10 protein-coding genes and 2 pseudogenes are annotated in these 15,054 nt (G+C 35.3%); 4 read left to right on the plus strand and 8 right to left on the minus strand.

Annotated elements, in window-relative coordinates; all coding sequences use genetic code 11:
• Positions 1 to 319: 319 nt before the first annotated feature.
• Entirely contained in the window at positions 320 to 586 is a 267-nt protein-coding gene (locus FTT88_RS15590) for a DUF1778 domain-containing protein (protein ID WP_026094019.1), read from the plus strand.
• Positions 576 to 1,064 carry a GNAT family N-acetyltransferase gene (locus FTT88_RS15595; RefSeq protein ID WP_019383654.1) on the plus strand — a complete coding sequence of 163 codons (489 nt, stop codon included), beginning with the start codon at positions 576 to 578 and terminating at the stop codon, positions 1,062 to 1,064. The genes FTT88_RS15590 and FTT88_RS15595 overlap by 11 nt, the downstream gene beginning before the upstream one ends.
• A 107-nt stretch (positions 1,065 to 1,171) precedes the next feature.
• On the opposite strand, the pseudogene FTT88_RS15600 reads toward FTT88_RS15595, so the two are convergent.
• The 7 genes and pseudogenes from FTT88_RS15600 to FTT88_RS15630 all read right to left on the minus strand — a co-directional run.
• Positions 1,172 to 1,564 (minus strand): annotated as a pseudogene (locus FTT88_RS15600) (class I SAM-dependent methyltransferase); the annotation flags it as partial.
• A gap of 161 nt (positions 1,565 to 1,725) precedes the next feature.
• Positions 1,726 to 4,893: a site-specific integrase gene (locus tag FTT88_RS15605; protein ID WP_180174089.1), complete on the minus strand. Its 3,168-nt coding sequence runs from the start codon at positions 4,891 to 4,893 to the stop codon at positions 1,726 to 1,728.
• Entirely contained in the window at positions 4,890 to 7,235 is a 2,346-nt protein-coding gene (locus tag FTT88_RS15610; protein WP_257233094.1) for a hypothetical protein, read from the minus strand. The genes FTT88_RS15605 and FTT88_RS15610 overlap by 4 nt, the downstream gene beginning before the upstream one ends.
• A gap of 4 nt (positions 7,236 to 7,239) precedes the next feature.
• Complete coding sequence (locus FTT88_RS15615) at positions 7,240 to 7,698, minus strand: hypothetical protein (protein WP_180174091.1); 459 nt, start codon at positions 7,696 to 7,698, stop codon at positions 7,240 to 7,242.
• 156 nt (positions 7,699 to 7,854) lie between these two features.
• Positions 7,855 to 8,999, minus strand: a protein-coding gene (locus tag FTT88_RS15620) for an IS3-like element ISAba14 family transposase (protein ID WP_373886707.1) whose coding sequence is annotated in 2 segments (ribosomal slippage) — positions 7,855 to 8,735 and positions 8,735 to 8,999 — 1,146 coding nt in all. Because the reading frame shifts where the segments join, the coding sequence is not laid out codon by codon here.
• A gap of 167 nt (positions 9,000 to 9,166) precedes the next feature.
• Positions 9,167 to 10,225, minus strand: a complete 1,059-nt coding sequence (locus FTT88_RS15625; protein WP_180174092.1) for an RNA-guided endonuclease TnpB family protein — start codon at positions 10,223 to 10,225, stop codon at positions 9,167 to 9,169.
• A gap of 156 nt (positions 10,226 to 10,381) precedes the next feature.
• Entirely contained in the window at positions 10,382 to 11,560 is a 1,179-nt protein-coding gene (locus FTT88_RS15630) for a replication initiation protein (protein WP_104442428.1), read from the minus strand.
• A 943-nt stretch (positions 11,561 to 12,503) separates the two neighbouring features.
• On the opposite strand from FTT88_RS15630, the gene FTT88_RS15635 reads away from it, so the two are divergent.
• Positions 12,504 to 13,280 (plus strand): ParA family protein, encoded by a 777-nt coding sequence (locus FTT88_RS15635; RefSeq protein ID WP_078194342.1) that lies wholly within the window; start codon positions 12,504 to 12,506, stop codon positions 13,278 to 13,280.
• Positions 13,281 to 13,291: 11 nt separating this feature from the next.
• A complete protein-coding gene (locus FTT88_RS15640) occupies positions 13,292 to 14,203 on the plus strand; it encodes a ParB/RepB/Spo0J family partition protein (protein WP_104442427.1) in 912 nt (303 codons plus the stop codon).
• A 100-nt stretch (positions 14,204 to 14,303) separates the two neighbouring features.
• Here FTT88_RS15640 and FTT88_RS15645 read toward each other — a convergent pair.
• Positions 14,304 to 15,054 (minus strand): annotated as a pseudogene (locus FTT88_RS15645) (IS3-like element ISAba22 family transposase); the annotation flags it as partial.

Raw genomic sequence — 15,054 nt, forward strand, 5'->3', positions numbered from 1 at the left:
TTTACGAGGGCGTTGTATCGTCTGACGAGACGTGTATCAAGATGGGAGATATTAAATTGAAGAGCATGCTCTTCAATTTAACCCAAAACTTGGGATTTGTGTAGATACCTATGCTTTTAAGGGGGGGGAGGATGTCAATATTTCATCTTACTAATTTTTTTGCGGATTCTTTTGTAAGCCTACCACTCATTCCTGTTTCTGGTAAACCAGTTATTTTCTAATCAAATATCCTCAGATCAGTACGAAAATTTAAGTCTTGATGCTACATCTTGATATGTTATAATTTGTACATCAAAATGATGTACTTATTGGTGAAGAAATGGCTAATTTAGCAACTGAACGAATTAATGTTCGTTCAACAGCAGATGCAAAGAATGTGATTGAGCAAGCTGCGAATTTATTAGGCCTCAGTGTAAGTTCTTTTATGCTGCAATCCTCCTTTGAACGAGCAAAAGACTTACTTAAATCTAACCATGAGTTGAAAGTAAATAATGCTGATCGTGATATGTTAATGAATTTGCTTGAAAATCCACGCCCTGCAAACGATGAAATGAAGAAATTAATGAGTTTATTAGATGAGAATTGAGATTTTACAAACTCATCACCAAAGAAAATCATTTAATTGTGGGCAAGATGACTTAAATAAGTTCATTAAACAATATGCGTCCCAACATCAGAAATCAGGGACAAGTAAAACGTATGTTGCTGTTGATCATGCTTCAAATGTGATAGGGTTTTACTGTCTATCTAGTACCTCTATTGGATTCGATTTAGTAGATACCGTACTCACCAAACGCTTACCTCGTTATCCACTCCCTTGTGTTGTTGTAGGTCGCTTTGCCGTTGATAAAGTGACTCAAGGGCAAGGAATTGGAAAAGTGCTTTTAGCACATGCTCTCAAACAAGTTTCAAAAGTTGCTCAAATTATTGGTGTAAATTTTGTTGTAATACATGCAAAAGATCAAAAAGCGATGGAATTTTATCAGCGTTTTGGCTTCATTTCTTTAACATCAAATCCATTAACATTAATATATCCAGTGAATGAAATTCCTAATTTTAATTAAAGTGGTCTACTAGGAATACAAGTAACTGGCAAACTATGAATGAGAATTGGTGACAGACCTATCCAATAATCTGCAAATTTTTCAAGATCTTGCTCTTCAACATGCTGATATGAAGATGAACTATTCATTAATGCAGCATGAATACGTTTTAAAACATCAGAGATGTCTATTACGAGCACAATGTAGTAAAGAGGCACATGCCCATACCCCATCATAAACATCGTGTATATCAAGCTCATAAAAACTTTGCTGCTGAACAGCGATACCAGTCAGTTGGCTCGCTCGTTCGACTAATACTCCTGAATAGTCGATAGCATCAACTTGATAGCCTTTATTTTTAAAAGCCAAAGTATCCCGACCTGAGCCACAACCTAAATCTAAAATGTAGGCATCATGTGCTAATTGCTCTAAAAAGGTTGGTATAGTGCTTCCATATCCACATTCAAGGTCGACTTTATAAATTGATCAGCCTGTTTATTGTAATAATCTATTGTTTTCATTCAGTTGGATACATCTCAGCCATGTAGATATATGATATCAGAGTTCGCTTATCATTGAGAAACGATTTTAACCTACAACTTCAGCGACGATATCGCTCGTCCCTTTCTAAATTGATTTATATTCAATACAGCTCGCCTTAAACACATTAAAACAATTCATTTTAAATGCTCAATTTTTCTTGCTGAATCGCATGTATCAACATAATAAACGCAATACAAAGTGTCGTATTTTTATTGTTTTCATTGATAAAGCTTAATTTAACTTCACGACTTTTTTGTGACTTATCCGGTGGATCATTATCAACTTTTAGCTGTGTATCCTCAGGGAGTAAATAATTCAGTCCCGTAATCAGATGTTGAATGGACCAATCGACACGTGGCCTATTTTGCTTATCAAAACGATATTGAAAATGAATAAAGTTTTTTCTCAGCTTTCCATGTTCAATTAAAATACTCAAGGCTTCTAAAACCTGATGTTGAACCCGCTTTGGCAGTGCTGAAATCTCTACGCATTGCTTTGCTTCAAAACCTTTCTTTAAGGCTTTTTCATATAAGGAGATGAGTTCATCTTCACTAAAATCCTCATTATTTTGAGGCTTTTTTACCGCCACCCACTTAGTAGCGAGCTTTTTACTGCGTAATACCCAATCATGGTCCTCATAGGCTCTATATTTAATGTAATCATGAATGATGGTAGATACAGATACATTTTTACTTATTTTAGGCTGAACAGGTTTAACTGAATCCACTTTTTTGAGTGCATATGTGGCATGATAAAAATCGAAATACTGGCCTTTTCGTATTATATGATTAAGATCTACAATTTCTGTGTTAGCACTTGTTAAGTCATTTTGAAGTATCAGTTTGATCGTGTCCCGATGAATTGTACAAGGCAAATGATAAATTCGATCTATCACCAACAAATCCAGCACATGTAGATAGTGAGATGCTGTTTGCTCTATGTTTGCATGCCCCATCCAGTCAGCTAGTAACCGCCACTTATGTTGTATGACAGCTTCATGCTGAATTGCAGTTTCTCCAAATAAATGCTGACGCATGACTTTACACCGGCTCCAAGTGTAATCCGTATAGGTCATGATCATCTCTTTTGAGCCTAACCAAGCGATTGCTAAATGATTCGCGGCACTATGTCTAAAGTTATGGAAAGTATAACCATGCCCTTCACCCAATATCTCATCAAAAATCACTTGGGTCATTTCACTAATATAAGCTTCACTTAAAATTTCGCCATCTTGGGCAAAAATCAATTTGTCCGCATGATTAGTTTTCGCTAGATTATGTGTAATACATTGTTTTAGATATTGCTGTACCAATGCCAACTCTTCATCGAGCATGACGGCGTTCAGATCAAGCTGACGCTTTGCGTTTTGGCTTTTGAGTTTCCGATAAACATTGTTACGTAAATTAAAACGGATCTGCACAGGTTTGGTCAGCGTATCATTACGCCAAATCAGTTCAGGACAAATGACCTCTGCCAATGTAAGTCCCCTAATTTCATTCAATCGCATCCCCAAACGAAATGCGAGTAAATACATGAGCTGTAGCTGAAAAAGATACGCTTGCTCTTTAGTTGTTTGACATTTTTCAATCTTTAAACTTAGTACCTGTTTAAGCTGATTGAACAATTTTGGGCTAATTAATTTGGCATGACAAAATTGTACACGATGATAATCATTGTATTGAAAGGTACCGACCTTAGGGACACGGTATTGTTTCATACAAAACTGATGAAATGCTTTAAGTCTGCCAAATGCATACTGTGCACGTCCGTGATTGGCCTTAGGATCAGTCTCACGTTTGGCTTGATCTCGATCATCAATACTATCTAAGATAGCGTCGTACAGTTCCTCACAATCTTCTTGATCCATGTTATCTATATCACCTGGGAACATATAGACATGGAATAAGTAATCTTTAGCGATACTACTTAAATACCGCTCGATGCTATTGAGTTTCATCTTTTGAGACTTAAGATGAAAAATCCAACCCAGTAGCCTGAGCTGTGCTTCTATTAGATTTTTTTCATACAGGCCAACGTGAGGCTTCTTTTCTTCTAGTCGCTTCTGAATGCTTGTCCATCTGATCCATTTCACACGTTCACTTTTACGCTGCCGTTTCTGACGCTTATCAACTTCAGTCTGATCTTTTTCAAATAGCATCAATTCAAATGGAATTTCTTTGAGTTGCTGGTGAGCTGTAATTAAGTCTGGTACCGCCTTTTCTGTCTGTAGTGGTATATCCCGCTCAATATGTGTTAACTGCGTCTGCAAGATGTTGTGATCTAACCATGCTCTCGCCTGATCAATAGGTGTTAACGACACCGTTTTGAGACGACCTCGCATAACCTCGCTTAAGCACATATCTAAGCCCGAATAAGAGTCAAGCTCAATGGCTAAGTTTGAATGATCAAAAGGTGTAAGTGAACGAAGCTCTGCTAACTGTTTATCATTACGGCGTAGTAGTTTTTTCAGACCTACGATCTGATGACTCAAATCAATTTCTTTAGGTAATTTCCCTAATACAGTAGAGATAGACTCCAAAACATATCGTGGCATCTGCTGATTCAAGGCTTGAGAGCCATGCTGTTTTATCCCTTGTATAAACAACTGTGCATAGGGATTAAGCCAAATATAACGCCACTGATACACCTGTCTATTTTCGATTTGATTACCATAAGCACGCTGTGGTACTCGATAATGCAGTGCGAGTGGTTGGATGATTGTTTTATATCCAGCATGATAAAGTTTAGTACAGATTTGGAGTTCATCTTTGACAATAGCGTTGACCAGGGTATTACTAATTGCTGTTAATTGACTTAGATCAGTACAGCCAGAGCAGTACATCAGACTTAAATAAAAATTCCCCCATAACCATGCCGGAGTAACTTCATCCTTGTATGGACAATTCCAATAGGATTTTAAGGCTATAGCAATATGAAAATGTTTTTGTCCTTGCCGAAGATGTGATTCAGTACTACGAAGTTGTCTGGGTATAGGTTCTAGAAAAGTAGTTTTAGGCCATACTTTGATTGGATACGCATTCTTTGCTTGAGATAAATAGGTCTGACGCAAAGATAAAAAATATTTTTCAATAGCTTGAATATACGGTTTTTGAGTATCTTTCCGAGTAAATTTCTTCTGCTCTAAAAAACAAATAAATTCATCATAAAACTCGTACCACAAGGTATTTAGTGTGTTATCTAATAATTCAGGTCGGTCTCTTAAACTCTTAATCTGACTTTTCATTTCGGCAAATACAGAATCAACCTGAACCTGAATTTTTTGAATCAATGACTCATCTATACTCATGATAAGCCCTCAGATTGAAGTACTGAAATGTATGACAGATGCTCAATCTGCAATTGCTTAATCATGCGATCAATATTTTGGGTAAATTGATTGATATATTGTGGTAAAGATGCAGATGAATAGCGATAAAAGAGCTCCTGATTACGCTGATCATGCCCATAAACTGCTTGTATGACATTAAAAGCCAAACCTTGCTCCATCAACATATTCATATCAAAGTGTCGTAGCCAGTTATTATATAAACTGCTGAGTTGATGACCTTCAATATAGTCATTAATCCAACTTCGGTTGAGCGCAGCAATCTTAATTTTCTTACTTGCCCATTCCTCAGCAGTGGTCGGTAACGATTTCGGGTAATGGATCACTTGGCCAAACAAATCTTGCAATGTAATCTTTTTCCCAAATACAAATCGGAGGAGCTCTTCATACTGCTGAGTGACCGTATTTAAAAATTGCGTATAACGTTTAAAAGCTTGGATAAAAAATGCTGGGAGCGGTATATAGCGACCATCTTTTCGTGATCGACTGTTTTGCTTATCATCTACATACAACAACTTTAGTTTTAAATCGTAGTCACTATACTTTCCTAATAAGTTTTCGCGAGGACGGCGTGTTAGGCACAATAAGCTGATATGCCACATCCAAGCACTATAGGCATTAATTCGCTCAATTATATGTTGATGTATCTGTATTTTATCAACGCAAATGGCATGTAATCGTGTAAAAAATTGACCAACATAATTTTGATTGAGTGCTAATTGGCTACCAAAACGTGATATAGACGCAGGTTCATGTTTAACAAACTGCTCTTTAAGCATTTCAATTTCTGTTTTCGTTTCTTCAACACTGAGTGTCTCTAAGTAGATCAAATAATGCTGATTCAATTCCGATGCGCTCACACCATTGTAGAAACTACTCGGTAGCTCATGCGTGCTATCTTTTCCCGATAGCACATGGGCAATATATTCATTAAAAGTACGGTGAAAAATATAGAAATACAGCTGGGCTTGGAGTTTCTCAACAGTAATTGAACCTAGCCCCTGATTCTGAATCCATTTTTTGAGTCTTTGATTGATCTCTTGTACTGTAAGTAGTTGTTGTGATTCATTCAAAATAAGATATTCAAACCAACTGCTTGATACATGGAGATCATGCGTCACTGTTTTATTCAGTTGGTGAATCTTTAAAGTTTCAACTTTTTGTTTTGTAATATCTAAATGTAATCTGAGTCGATACTCCGCCTTCTTAGAACTACCACCTTTAATAAGTACCCCCTCATCAATCAGTTGTTTATATTGAAGCAAATGCATTGGTGATAAACCCGTCGCCAAACTCAATAAGCATGCTGCTGCAATCGCTGAATCTTGAGTAGGAGCATTATATAACTCACCCTTCAAAATATAGATAAGATGTTGAATCACATCTTTGCTCATGTAATTTGTGTTGGTTACAAACGGTTGTAGACGTCTTTGACGATGCCTCATCAAATGTTCACTATGATTGTTCAATACTGTATTAAAACGAGCTGTAGATTTAGATGTTGTATGTACAGCAATCCCCTCATCTATAAATTCAACATCTCCATCATCAGCATAAAAGATCTCCTGTCGAGCTTGAATATATGCTGGATATCCTTTAATAAGCTGTCTTTGTTCTCTCTTCTTTTGGAAACTTCTTAATTTTTTCTTTGTCGGCCAATCTGAAATTTTTATTCTTTTACGACGCGAGCGTTTTACAATCCTCCCTTGTTTTAATCGTTTAAAGATAATTTTTAAGTCATTTATATAATTTAGCACCTTAGTTTGAGTAAACTTGTGCAAATTTTGTTTTATTTTATTCTTAAGGAAACTCTCCCAGTCACTCGTCACCTTGTCCTGTTCGAGTTCTAACATATATTCTATAAAGTATTCTAAGAGCCTTTTACTCTCGTCTTTTAAAGAACTTTCTTCACTTTGTTGTAGAATTGATTTTGCAATATATCGAAATAAATCAAAAATTTCTTTTTGTTTAGCTTGGGAATCTGGGATAACGGCTAATTTTATATAAAGCGCTTCAACAAAATAACTCGTTCTCAAAATGAGGTATGACCATCCAGCATGGTCTAATACATCACCCGAAGCAAAAAAGCTTAAGGCCGCAACTCGATATTCTTCACCCAGTTTACGCGCTTTAATTATCTCGTGAAAAACCTTATGCGCAGTTTTTCCAAAATCACTAAAAGTCTGCTTATCACTTTCATCTAAATCATCAAATACAGCATGCGAAATAAACTTTGTTCTGTACTCTTGGTATTGTGTTAAAAAGAGATCTTGTCTCCGTTCTCTCTTTTTCTGAACTTCCATTCGTTCACTCTTGCTCTGCATTGATTAAAGTTGAAGTCTCGATCATACCAAGCTGCTTCTTAGAACATTTCTCCATGACTTTTTGTCTCGTTTCATCGTTACGTATGTCAAAAAATTGAAGTAGTAATGGTGTAGTGAGTTCCTTACGTGTATTAAAAATTTCTAATGCCATTTTTGAATCGATATATTTTTCCATATCGAAAATAAGCTGAATCTGCGGAATATATTGGACATTTGCACGTACTGCCCTATCTGTTTTCAAAAGTTCTAAAATACGATGCCAGAGTTTTACATAAATTTTTTTAAAATTATTCTGCTTACTCTTGTTGTTGCCCGGCCTGATTTTTTCTAGTTGTTTCAGCTTAGCTTTGATGTATTCCAAGTCTTCTGTTTTGGTTGAGAAGGGTAGAACAAATTGATAAAAAAATACGAGAGTTTTTTTTATCGTTTGATCAAAACTCATGACAAAATTAGCTCAAAATATTAATACAAATAGTTATAACACTTTTTCTATTTTTTATTTCACAAATCAAAATAAATTTAGTAAGCATTTGTAATAAAATATCTTTTTAAATTTTATTCTTCCATTTTTTTATAGTTTTTAGTTATTCTGCTCTAGTTAAGCCACCTTGTTTTGTTGCGGTAGCTGATCATAGTAAAACTCATTTGGTGTCATTTTGTCTAGACTCGAATGAGGTCGTTTCAAATTATAAAACTCAAAATATGCACTCAATTGCTTTTTCGCATCTGTGACACTGCTATAAGCTTTGAGATACACCTCTTCATATTTAACGCTCCGCCATAATCGTTCAACCATCACATTATCAATCCATCGACCTTTACCATCCATACTGATTTGAATGCCATTTGATTTCAATACATCAATAAATGCATCACTGGTGAACTGACTACCTTGGTCTGTATTAAATATTTCAGGTGATCCATATTTTTCAATCGCTTCATTTAAAGCCGAAATACAAAAATCCACCTCCATACTAATCGATACCCTATGCGCAAGTACCTTGCGGCTATGCCAATCAATCACAGCACATAAATAAACAAAGCCTTTTGCCATAGGGATATACGTTATATCCGTAGACCACACTTGATTACTGCGCTGAATAGCCAATCCTTTGAGCAGATATGGATATTTGCGGTGAGCTTGATTAGCCTGGCTTAAATTTGGTTTGCAATATAACGCATTAATGCCCATTTTCTTCATTAAAGTACGTGTATGACGTCGTCCTATATGATGTCCTTGACGATTCAACAAATCACGCATCATACGGCTACCTGCAAAAGGGTATTGCATATGTAACTCATCCATACACCGCATCAGCTTCAGATCTGATGCACTCACAGGTTTTGGGCGATAGTAATAACAACCACGGGAGACTTTCAGCAGCTGAGCTTGCTTAGATACTGAAATCTGAAGTGAGTCATCGATTAACTTTTGTGGTTGAAGCGGCCCAGTTTCTTCAACACACCTTCTAAAAAATCAATTTCTAATGCCTGCTCACCGATTTTTGCATGTAGTTTTTTTAGATCGATGGGTGGTTCTGTTGGAGCTTTTGATTGATCGAAAGCTTGCGAGGAAGCTGAAATCAGTTGATTTTTCCAGTCGATAATTTGGTTTTGATGAACATCAAATTCAGCACTCAATTCAGCAAGTGTTTTTTCTGCTTTAATCGCAGCAAGTGCTACCTTAGCTTTAAAATCATTTGAATGATTTCTTCTTGGTCTACGTGCCATAAAATACTCCATATATTGATGTTTATAACATCATTTGAGGAGCAGAATATCAATTATAGGAGTTGTTCAAATTTCCGGATCCATCTCTGTTGAAATGAACGTTCAATATAACTGTTTTACTAATTAAAGTTATAAGTGGTTTCTTGAACTAAGAATAGCCGTTGACATCCTCACATCCCTTAAACGGAGGTGATTCCTACAGCTAGACGCTTATGCCCAAGCGCAAGAATGTTCATGGCACTATTTAAGTCCCTATCGTGAGTGACACCACACTCACATGACCATTCTCTTATTCCAAGACCTGTCCTACCTCTCGGACTACTTGAGGTGATCTCACCGCAGCACGAACAGATTTGGGTGGTATAGGCTTCATTGACTTCTTCAAACATTACCCCTGCGTTCTCGCATTTATACTTGAGCATTGTTTTTAGTGCTGAAAACCCTGTATCTAAAACAGACTTTGCCATTTTAGTTTTTACAAGCTTTTTGGCACTTAAGTTACCTACAATTATGAGTGCATTATTTTTAACAAGTAATGTACTTGCCTTATGCAAATGGTCTTTACGGCAATTTGCAATCTTGGCGTGTAATGCACGTACACGTTTTTTATTCCTTGCTCGTTGAGCAATACCTAATTTCTTTTCGTATTGGCGATAGAACTTGGGGTTTGAAATAAACGTACCATCAGAACAGGTTGCAGTATCTTTTAAACCTAGATCAATACCTATGGCTTTGGTTGCTGTTGGTTTTTCTTGATTCGATGAATCGACCACAAGGCACACGTACCAACGCCCACGGCTGTCCTCAACAAATGAACCAGTTCTAACAGCATATTTGCTTAATCCATAGCTATCCCATAGCTTGAATTGATGTTTACCATATTGAACATATCCATCAGCGTATTTGATCGCTACTTTCTTAAACGGTATCCATCCAAGTGATTTTCTTGCTGACTTCTTGTTGCTAACACGCCATTTGAGTTTGGCTTTCTTAAACTGCTTTCTGCGTGTGACTAATTCTTCGGTGACAGCCTGAATGGTTTGGCTGTGCAAACTACACTCTTTAGATGCGCCTTTGGTGTATTGAGCAATATCAAATGCAGATAGAAATTCACCTTTTCTTTTTAGGTGCTTAAAACTTAAATCATTCACATAATTCCAAACAAAGTTCACCTCAGATGCTAATTTAATCAGCACCTTTGCGTGTTTGTCTTTTATGCGGAGTTTAAGTGTTTTCATGTGCTTATTTTAACAATAATATTTTAAGCAATGAACAACAAAGATATTTAATACGACATTCCATGTCGTATGGCTTACGCCAGTCGCTTATATCCTCGTGCTGAACCACGAGGTTTTACGCTCCAAGTGATAAAAGTGTAGCAAGTTGCTACACTCCTAGATAATATCCTTTCCGAAAATTTCATTTAGACGATCCTTGATGTCTTCCACAAATTTACTATCAGTTTTCAATTTATTTTTCATTTTTCTCTTAAAGTCACTTAAGCTCATTCCAACTTCAGCAAAATCCATTTGAAATAATGAATCATTGATAACAACGTTTGCTTGAGAGTCTGTGAGGCAACCTACAGTCTTAAACCACTTTTCAAGCTGTAAATAATTAGCATCATCATTAAAAATATACCATGAACGTACAGTGGTATCGAATTTTGCACCTAGATCTTTTACCTCAGCATTATCTTCAAATGGAACATCTAAGTAGATCTTTAATTTTTCGGCCTTTTTATTTTCAATTACAGGCTTTTCAAAACCACGATGATGTAGTTTAAATTTTACGCCTACAATAGGGCGTCCTTTTTTAATTGTTTCATATTCTAACTGTAGATCGGTGTTTTCATTAATTTCAGCTACAATTTTATCTAATACATAACGTCGAAAATCGACCCAACGGTCATATTTAGTTTCATTTATATCAATTAGAGCTTTGAGATTCTCTAATAATAATGGAACTTCGTAGATTTCTTGAGTCTTAAATTTGAATTCGTTTTTTATGAAATAGGTATAAAGACTCATACTTGCAACTGAATCTAGAGCAAATAAATGTTTTAGTTGGTATGTAGTAAAATTACCACCAGCTAATTGAGTAAAGTAAGGTAATACTTCACTGGTAAATCTGATTTGAAGTGCATTCTTTGAATCATCTTCCCATCTTAACTCACGGATAATAGGGACAACCGAGTGAACTCTTTTAGTCTTTTTCTTTATATCATCTACAGGTTCTTCAATTACAAAGTGCGCCACACGGGATGAAAGTTCTTTGTAAATTCGATCAATGGCTACATTAATTGAATTTCGCTTACTTAATCCCAGTAATTCAGCTAAATCATCTTTATACAGATAGATGTATGTTTGTTCACTAATCTCTTTATCGATATGATTCTTCTCACCGTAATTGGCAACAGCCATCGCATATAAAAGTGCTTTATATTCATTCGCTGACAATTCAATAGGTCGTATCAAACGATTGCTAGTACTTACAACCCCATTGTGACGAATATTACCTATGCAGTACGGGATTGAATCCAGCTCTTCTTTGTTATGGCTTAGTTCTGACATAAAGTGTATTAACTATTTTAAGTGTGCTTAACTTGATTATGCATGTTATATAAAAAAGTGGAAAAAGATTCAACACTTTCACCTAAAAAAAACTAAGGTGGAATACTTGTCACCAAATTTAGGTAAAAATCCATTAAAGTGGAAATATATTTTTAAATTCCACTCCAAGATGACAAACACTCCACTTTTAGATGTTTTTGATTCTTTATAGAAATACGGATTGATGAATAAACACCCATAATGGATTTTAAATAATCAATTAACCTATTTCGATATGACAAGTTTTCCACCTTTAAAAACGCAGATCACTGAAAAAAAATATCGAGTTTAGTCATAAGAACAAAATATCTGCATTCTAGGGTGAGTGCGTGAAATTCTTTCCACTCTTAGATCAATGAATATATCAAAAAATGGTGTAGTAAAAAAAAGCCTTGCAACTTTATCCACAATATTATTTTTGTAAGTGATTTTTTTTCCACTCTTGCACTTAAATTCATTAAGTTATCAACATCATAAATAATTGTTTTATATATGTTTTAAATGATAATATATATATTTTATAATTAACAGTGAAAAACATTCCACCATAGTGACAAATACTCCACTTTACAGTGACAAATACTCCACTTTACAGTGACATATATTCCACTTTTAAGTGATCATCTTTCCACTTATAGAAGACAACTCTTCCACTTTAAGATGACAAAACCTCCACCTTAAAGTTGATATGGTATTGTTTTTAAATGAAAAATATCAACTTAATTATTAATTAACTTAATTATTAATTACTATTAATTATTAAATAAGCTAGCTATATAAAACTTTAAATTTAAAATTGCTTTAGCGTTATACAAATGACTGTTTTAAATTTAAAAGGTGTAGTAACTTAGCCCAAAGTTATTTATATTAATAGTAATTTTAAATATAGAATGATTTGACAAGTATGTCTGCAAAAATTATTGCTGTTGCGAATCACAAGGGTGGTTGTGGTAAAACAACAACAGTTGTTCATTTAGCCTCTGAGCTAGCAAACTTAGGAAAAAAAGTGCTTGTGATTGATTTAGATCCTCAAGCAAATGCTAGCTTGCATATTGGTTTAAAACATCCAAGTGAAGTTGGAGTAACAACCGCTGAGTTATTAGTAGGTGATGTCTCATTACTTACTGACGCTTTAGAAGAAGATACTAATTTTGATAATGTTTCACTAATTTATGGTTCTCTCAATTTAGGAAAAACTGAGGACCAATTAAAAGAAGATGCGCCAAGACCATCAGAAGAACTCACTACAAAATTAGAACTATTAAAAGATCTTTATGATTTTATTTTAATTGACTGCCCTCCAAGTTTAAAACTATTGACGAGTAATGCTTTAGCATCTTCAACACATGTAATTATCCCGATTGAATCTGGCTCACAATATGGTCTATATGGTGTTACAGACTTACTTAATCATTTAGAAAAAATAAAGCGAATCAATCCGGAGCTACAATTATTAGGTGCACTACTTATTAAGCACGATGAGAGACAAAATGTTTGTAAACTCATTCGTGATGAAGCATTTAAGCAAGTGGGCTATATTATGGAAACGACTATTCCACAAAGTACAAAAGTAAATCAAGCCGCAATTATGCAGCAGTCTTTACTTAAGCTAGACAAAAGTGGAAAGGTTCGAAAGGCTTTTGAAAGTTTAGCTAAAGAAGTTTTAGCTAAAGTTAACTGATTGAGAATTTTATGGCAACTGCAAAAGAACTTTTAGCTCAAAAGCTGAAACAAAATACTCAAAAGCATCAATTAGCTCAAAAAGATAATATCAAGGAATTAAAGGAATTTAGACGAAATGTCCCCATTGAAGACATTTCACGGAGTCCTTATCAACCGCGTAGAAAATTTGATGAGCAGGAAATCAAAGAACTGGCTGAATCGATCGATGAAGTTGGTTTGTTGCAACCCATCACTGTTCGTAAACTTGAAAATTTAAAATTTGAACTAATTGCAGGTGAACGTCGATTACGTGCGCATGAAATTCTAAAAAAATCGACCATTGAAGCCATTATTATTGATGCAAATAATGAAGAAGCTTCACTACTTACACTAGCTGAAAATTTAAAACGCCAGGATTTAACAGACTTCGAAATCTATATTGGTCTAGTAGGTTTGGATGAAAATTTAAAGAAAAATAAACAACGTTTAGCGAAGTCTTTAGGCTTAAATCGCGAAGACATGTATAAATATTTATCTTTTGAAAAGTTGCCTAAAGCCATCTTGAATGATTTGGTAAATGAGCCCCAGTTATTAGGTCGAACTGCTGCAACAGCTTTTAAAAAATTTCTTGCAGATCACGACGAAATAAAACAACGTGCTGAAAAAGCCTTGTTAACTGTTTGGACAAAAGTAAAGAATGGCCAACTTGAGCAAACTAAGGCTGTTGCACAAGCTACGAAATATCTAGTTCAAGATAATAACGATTCTCCATCAACATCGCTTGTAAAAAAAATTGAATATGCTGGGAAAGTTGCTGGAAATATTAAATTTAATGATAAGTTATTAAAGGTTTCTTTAAAAATTTCTCATTTTGATGATGCTAGTTTAGAAAAATTAGAAAATCTATTGAAAGAGTTGGTAGAGAAAAATCAAGAAGTGTAGCAAGTTGCTACACTTCTTTTCTTTAAAATATGTCTGATAGTATAATCTTGGGGATACCTGATATACGCTGAATTATCAGGAGACTTTCCCTTGGGAGATTCTAGGCAGCCAACTTATAAAAGTCTTCGGCCATTTGATTTGGTCTCTTAAAACCCAAACCCTTTTGAATTCTTCGATGATTATAAAATAACTCAATGTATTTTATAATATCCGCTTTGGCTTCTTCTCTGGTTTGATAGTTGTAATGATGCACTAACTCATTTTTCAGTATTCCCCAAAAGCTTTCAATCGGTGCATTATCGTAACAGTCTCCGCGCTTGCTCATTGAACCTTGAAAACCATATTGCTCAAGTATATTTCGATATTCATGGCTGCAATATTCACTTCCTCTGTCTGAATGCACAATCAGTTCTTTGGTTGGTTTTTGATTGTGAATAGCCATATTTAGCGCATTACAAACAAGCTGTGTTGTCATGCGCTCATTTAAGCTATAGCCAACCACTTGCTTCGTGTAAAGGTCTTTTACCGCTGCTAAATACAGCCATCCTTCAACAGTCCATATGTACGTAATATCACTTGACCATGCTTGATTTGGTCTAGTCATTGAGAATTGTTGCTCCAGCAGGTTTTCATAGATCGCTCGATTATGGTCACTATTCGTAGTCCTTTTAAAACGCTTGTGTCGCTTACAATACAGGTGGTTCAGCGCTTTTATCTGACGTACAGCGTACATACTCATTTTTATACCCTGAGCTTGTAAGTATTTGGTTAATCGAATATAACCATAGCTCTGCCTTGTCTCCTCATGGGCTATTTTCACCAATATCGTCTGTTGATTTCGTTGAATCGTT

Source organism: Acinetobacter sp. YH01024 (assembly GCF_013420195.1).
Lineage (GTDB): Bacteria > Pseudomonadota > Gammaproteobacteria > Pseudomonadales > Moraxellaceae > Acinetobacter > Acinetobacter amyesii.

Coding starts and splice junctions, on each gene's coding strand:
- FTT88_RS15590 (WP_026094019.1), top strand. CDS start 320: ATGGCTAATTTAGCAACTGAACGAATTAATGTTCGTTCAACAGCAGAT.
- FTT88_RS15595 (WP_019383654.1), top strand. CDS start 576: ATGAGAATTGAGATTTTACAAACTCATCACCAAAGAAAATCATTTAAT.
- FTT88_RS15605 (WP_180174089.1), bottom strand. CDS start 4,893: ATGAGTATAGATGAGTCATTGATTCAAAAAATTCAGGTTCAGGTTGAT.
- FTT88_RS15610 (WP_257233094.1), bottom strand. CDS start 7,235: ATGGAAGTTCAGAAAAAGAGAGAACGGAGACAAGATCTCTTTTTAACA.
- FTT88_RS15615 (WP_180174091.1), bottom strand. CDS start 7,698: ATGAGTTTTGATCAAACGATAAAAAAAACTCTCGTATTTTTTTATCAA.
- FTT88_RS15625 (WP_180174092.1), bottom strand. CDS start 10,225: ATGAAAACACTTAAACTCCGCATAAAAGACAAACACGCAAAGGTGCTG.
- FTT88_RS15630 (WP_104442428.1), bottom strand. CDS start 11,560: ATGTCAGAACTAAGCCATAACAAAGAAGAGCTGGATTCAATCCCGTAC.
- FTT88_RS15635 (WP_078194342.1), top strand. CDS start 12,504: ATGTCTGCAAAAATTATTGCTGTTGCGAATCACAAGGGTGGTTGTGGT.
- FTT88_RS15640 (WP_104442427.1), top strand. CDS start 13,292: ATGGCAACTGCAAAAGAACTTTTAGCTCAAAAGCTGAAACAAAATACT.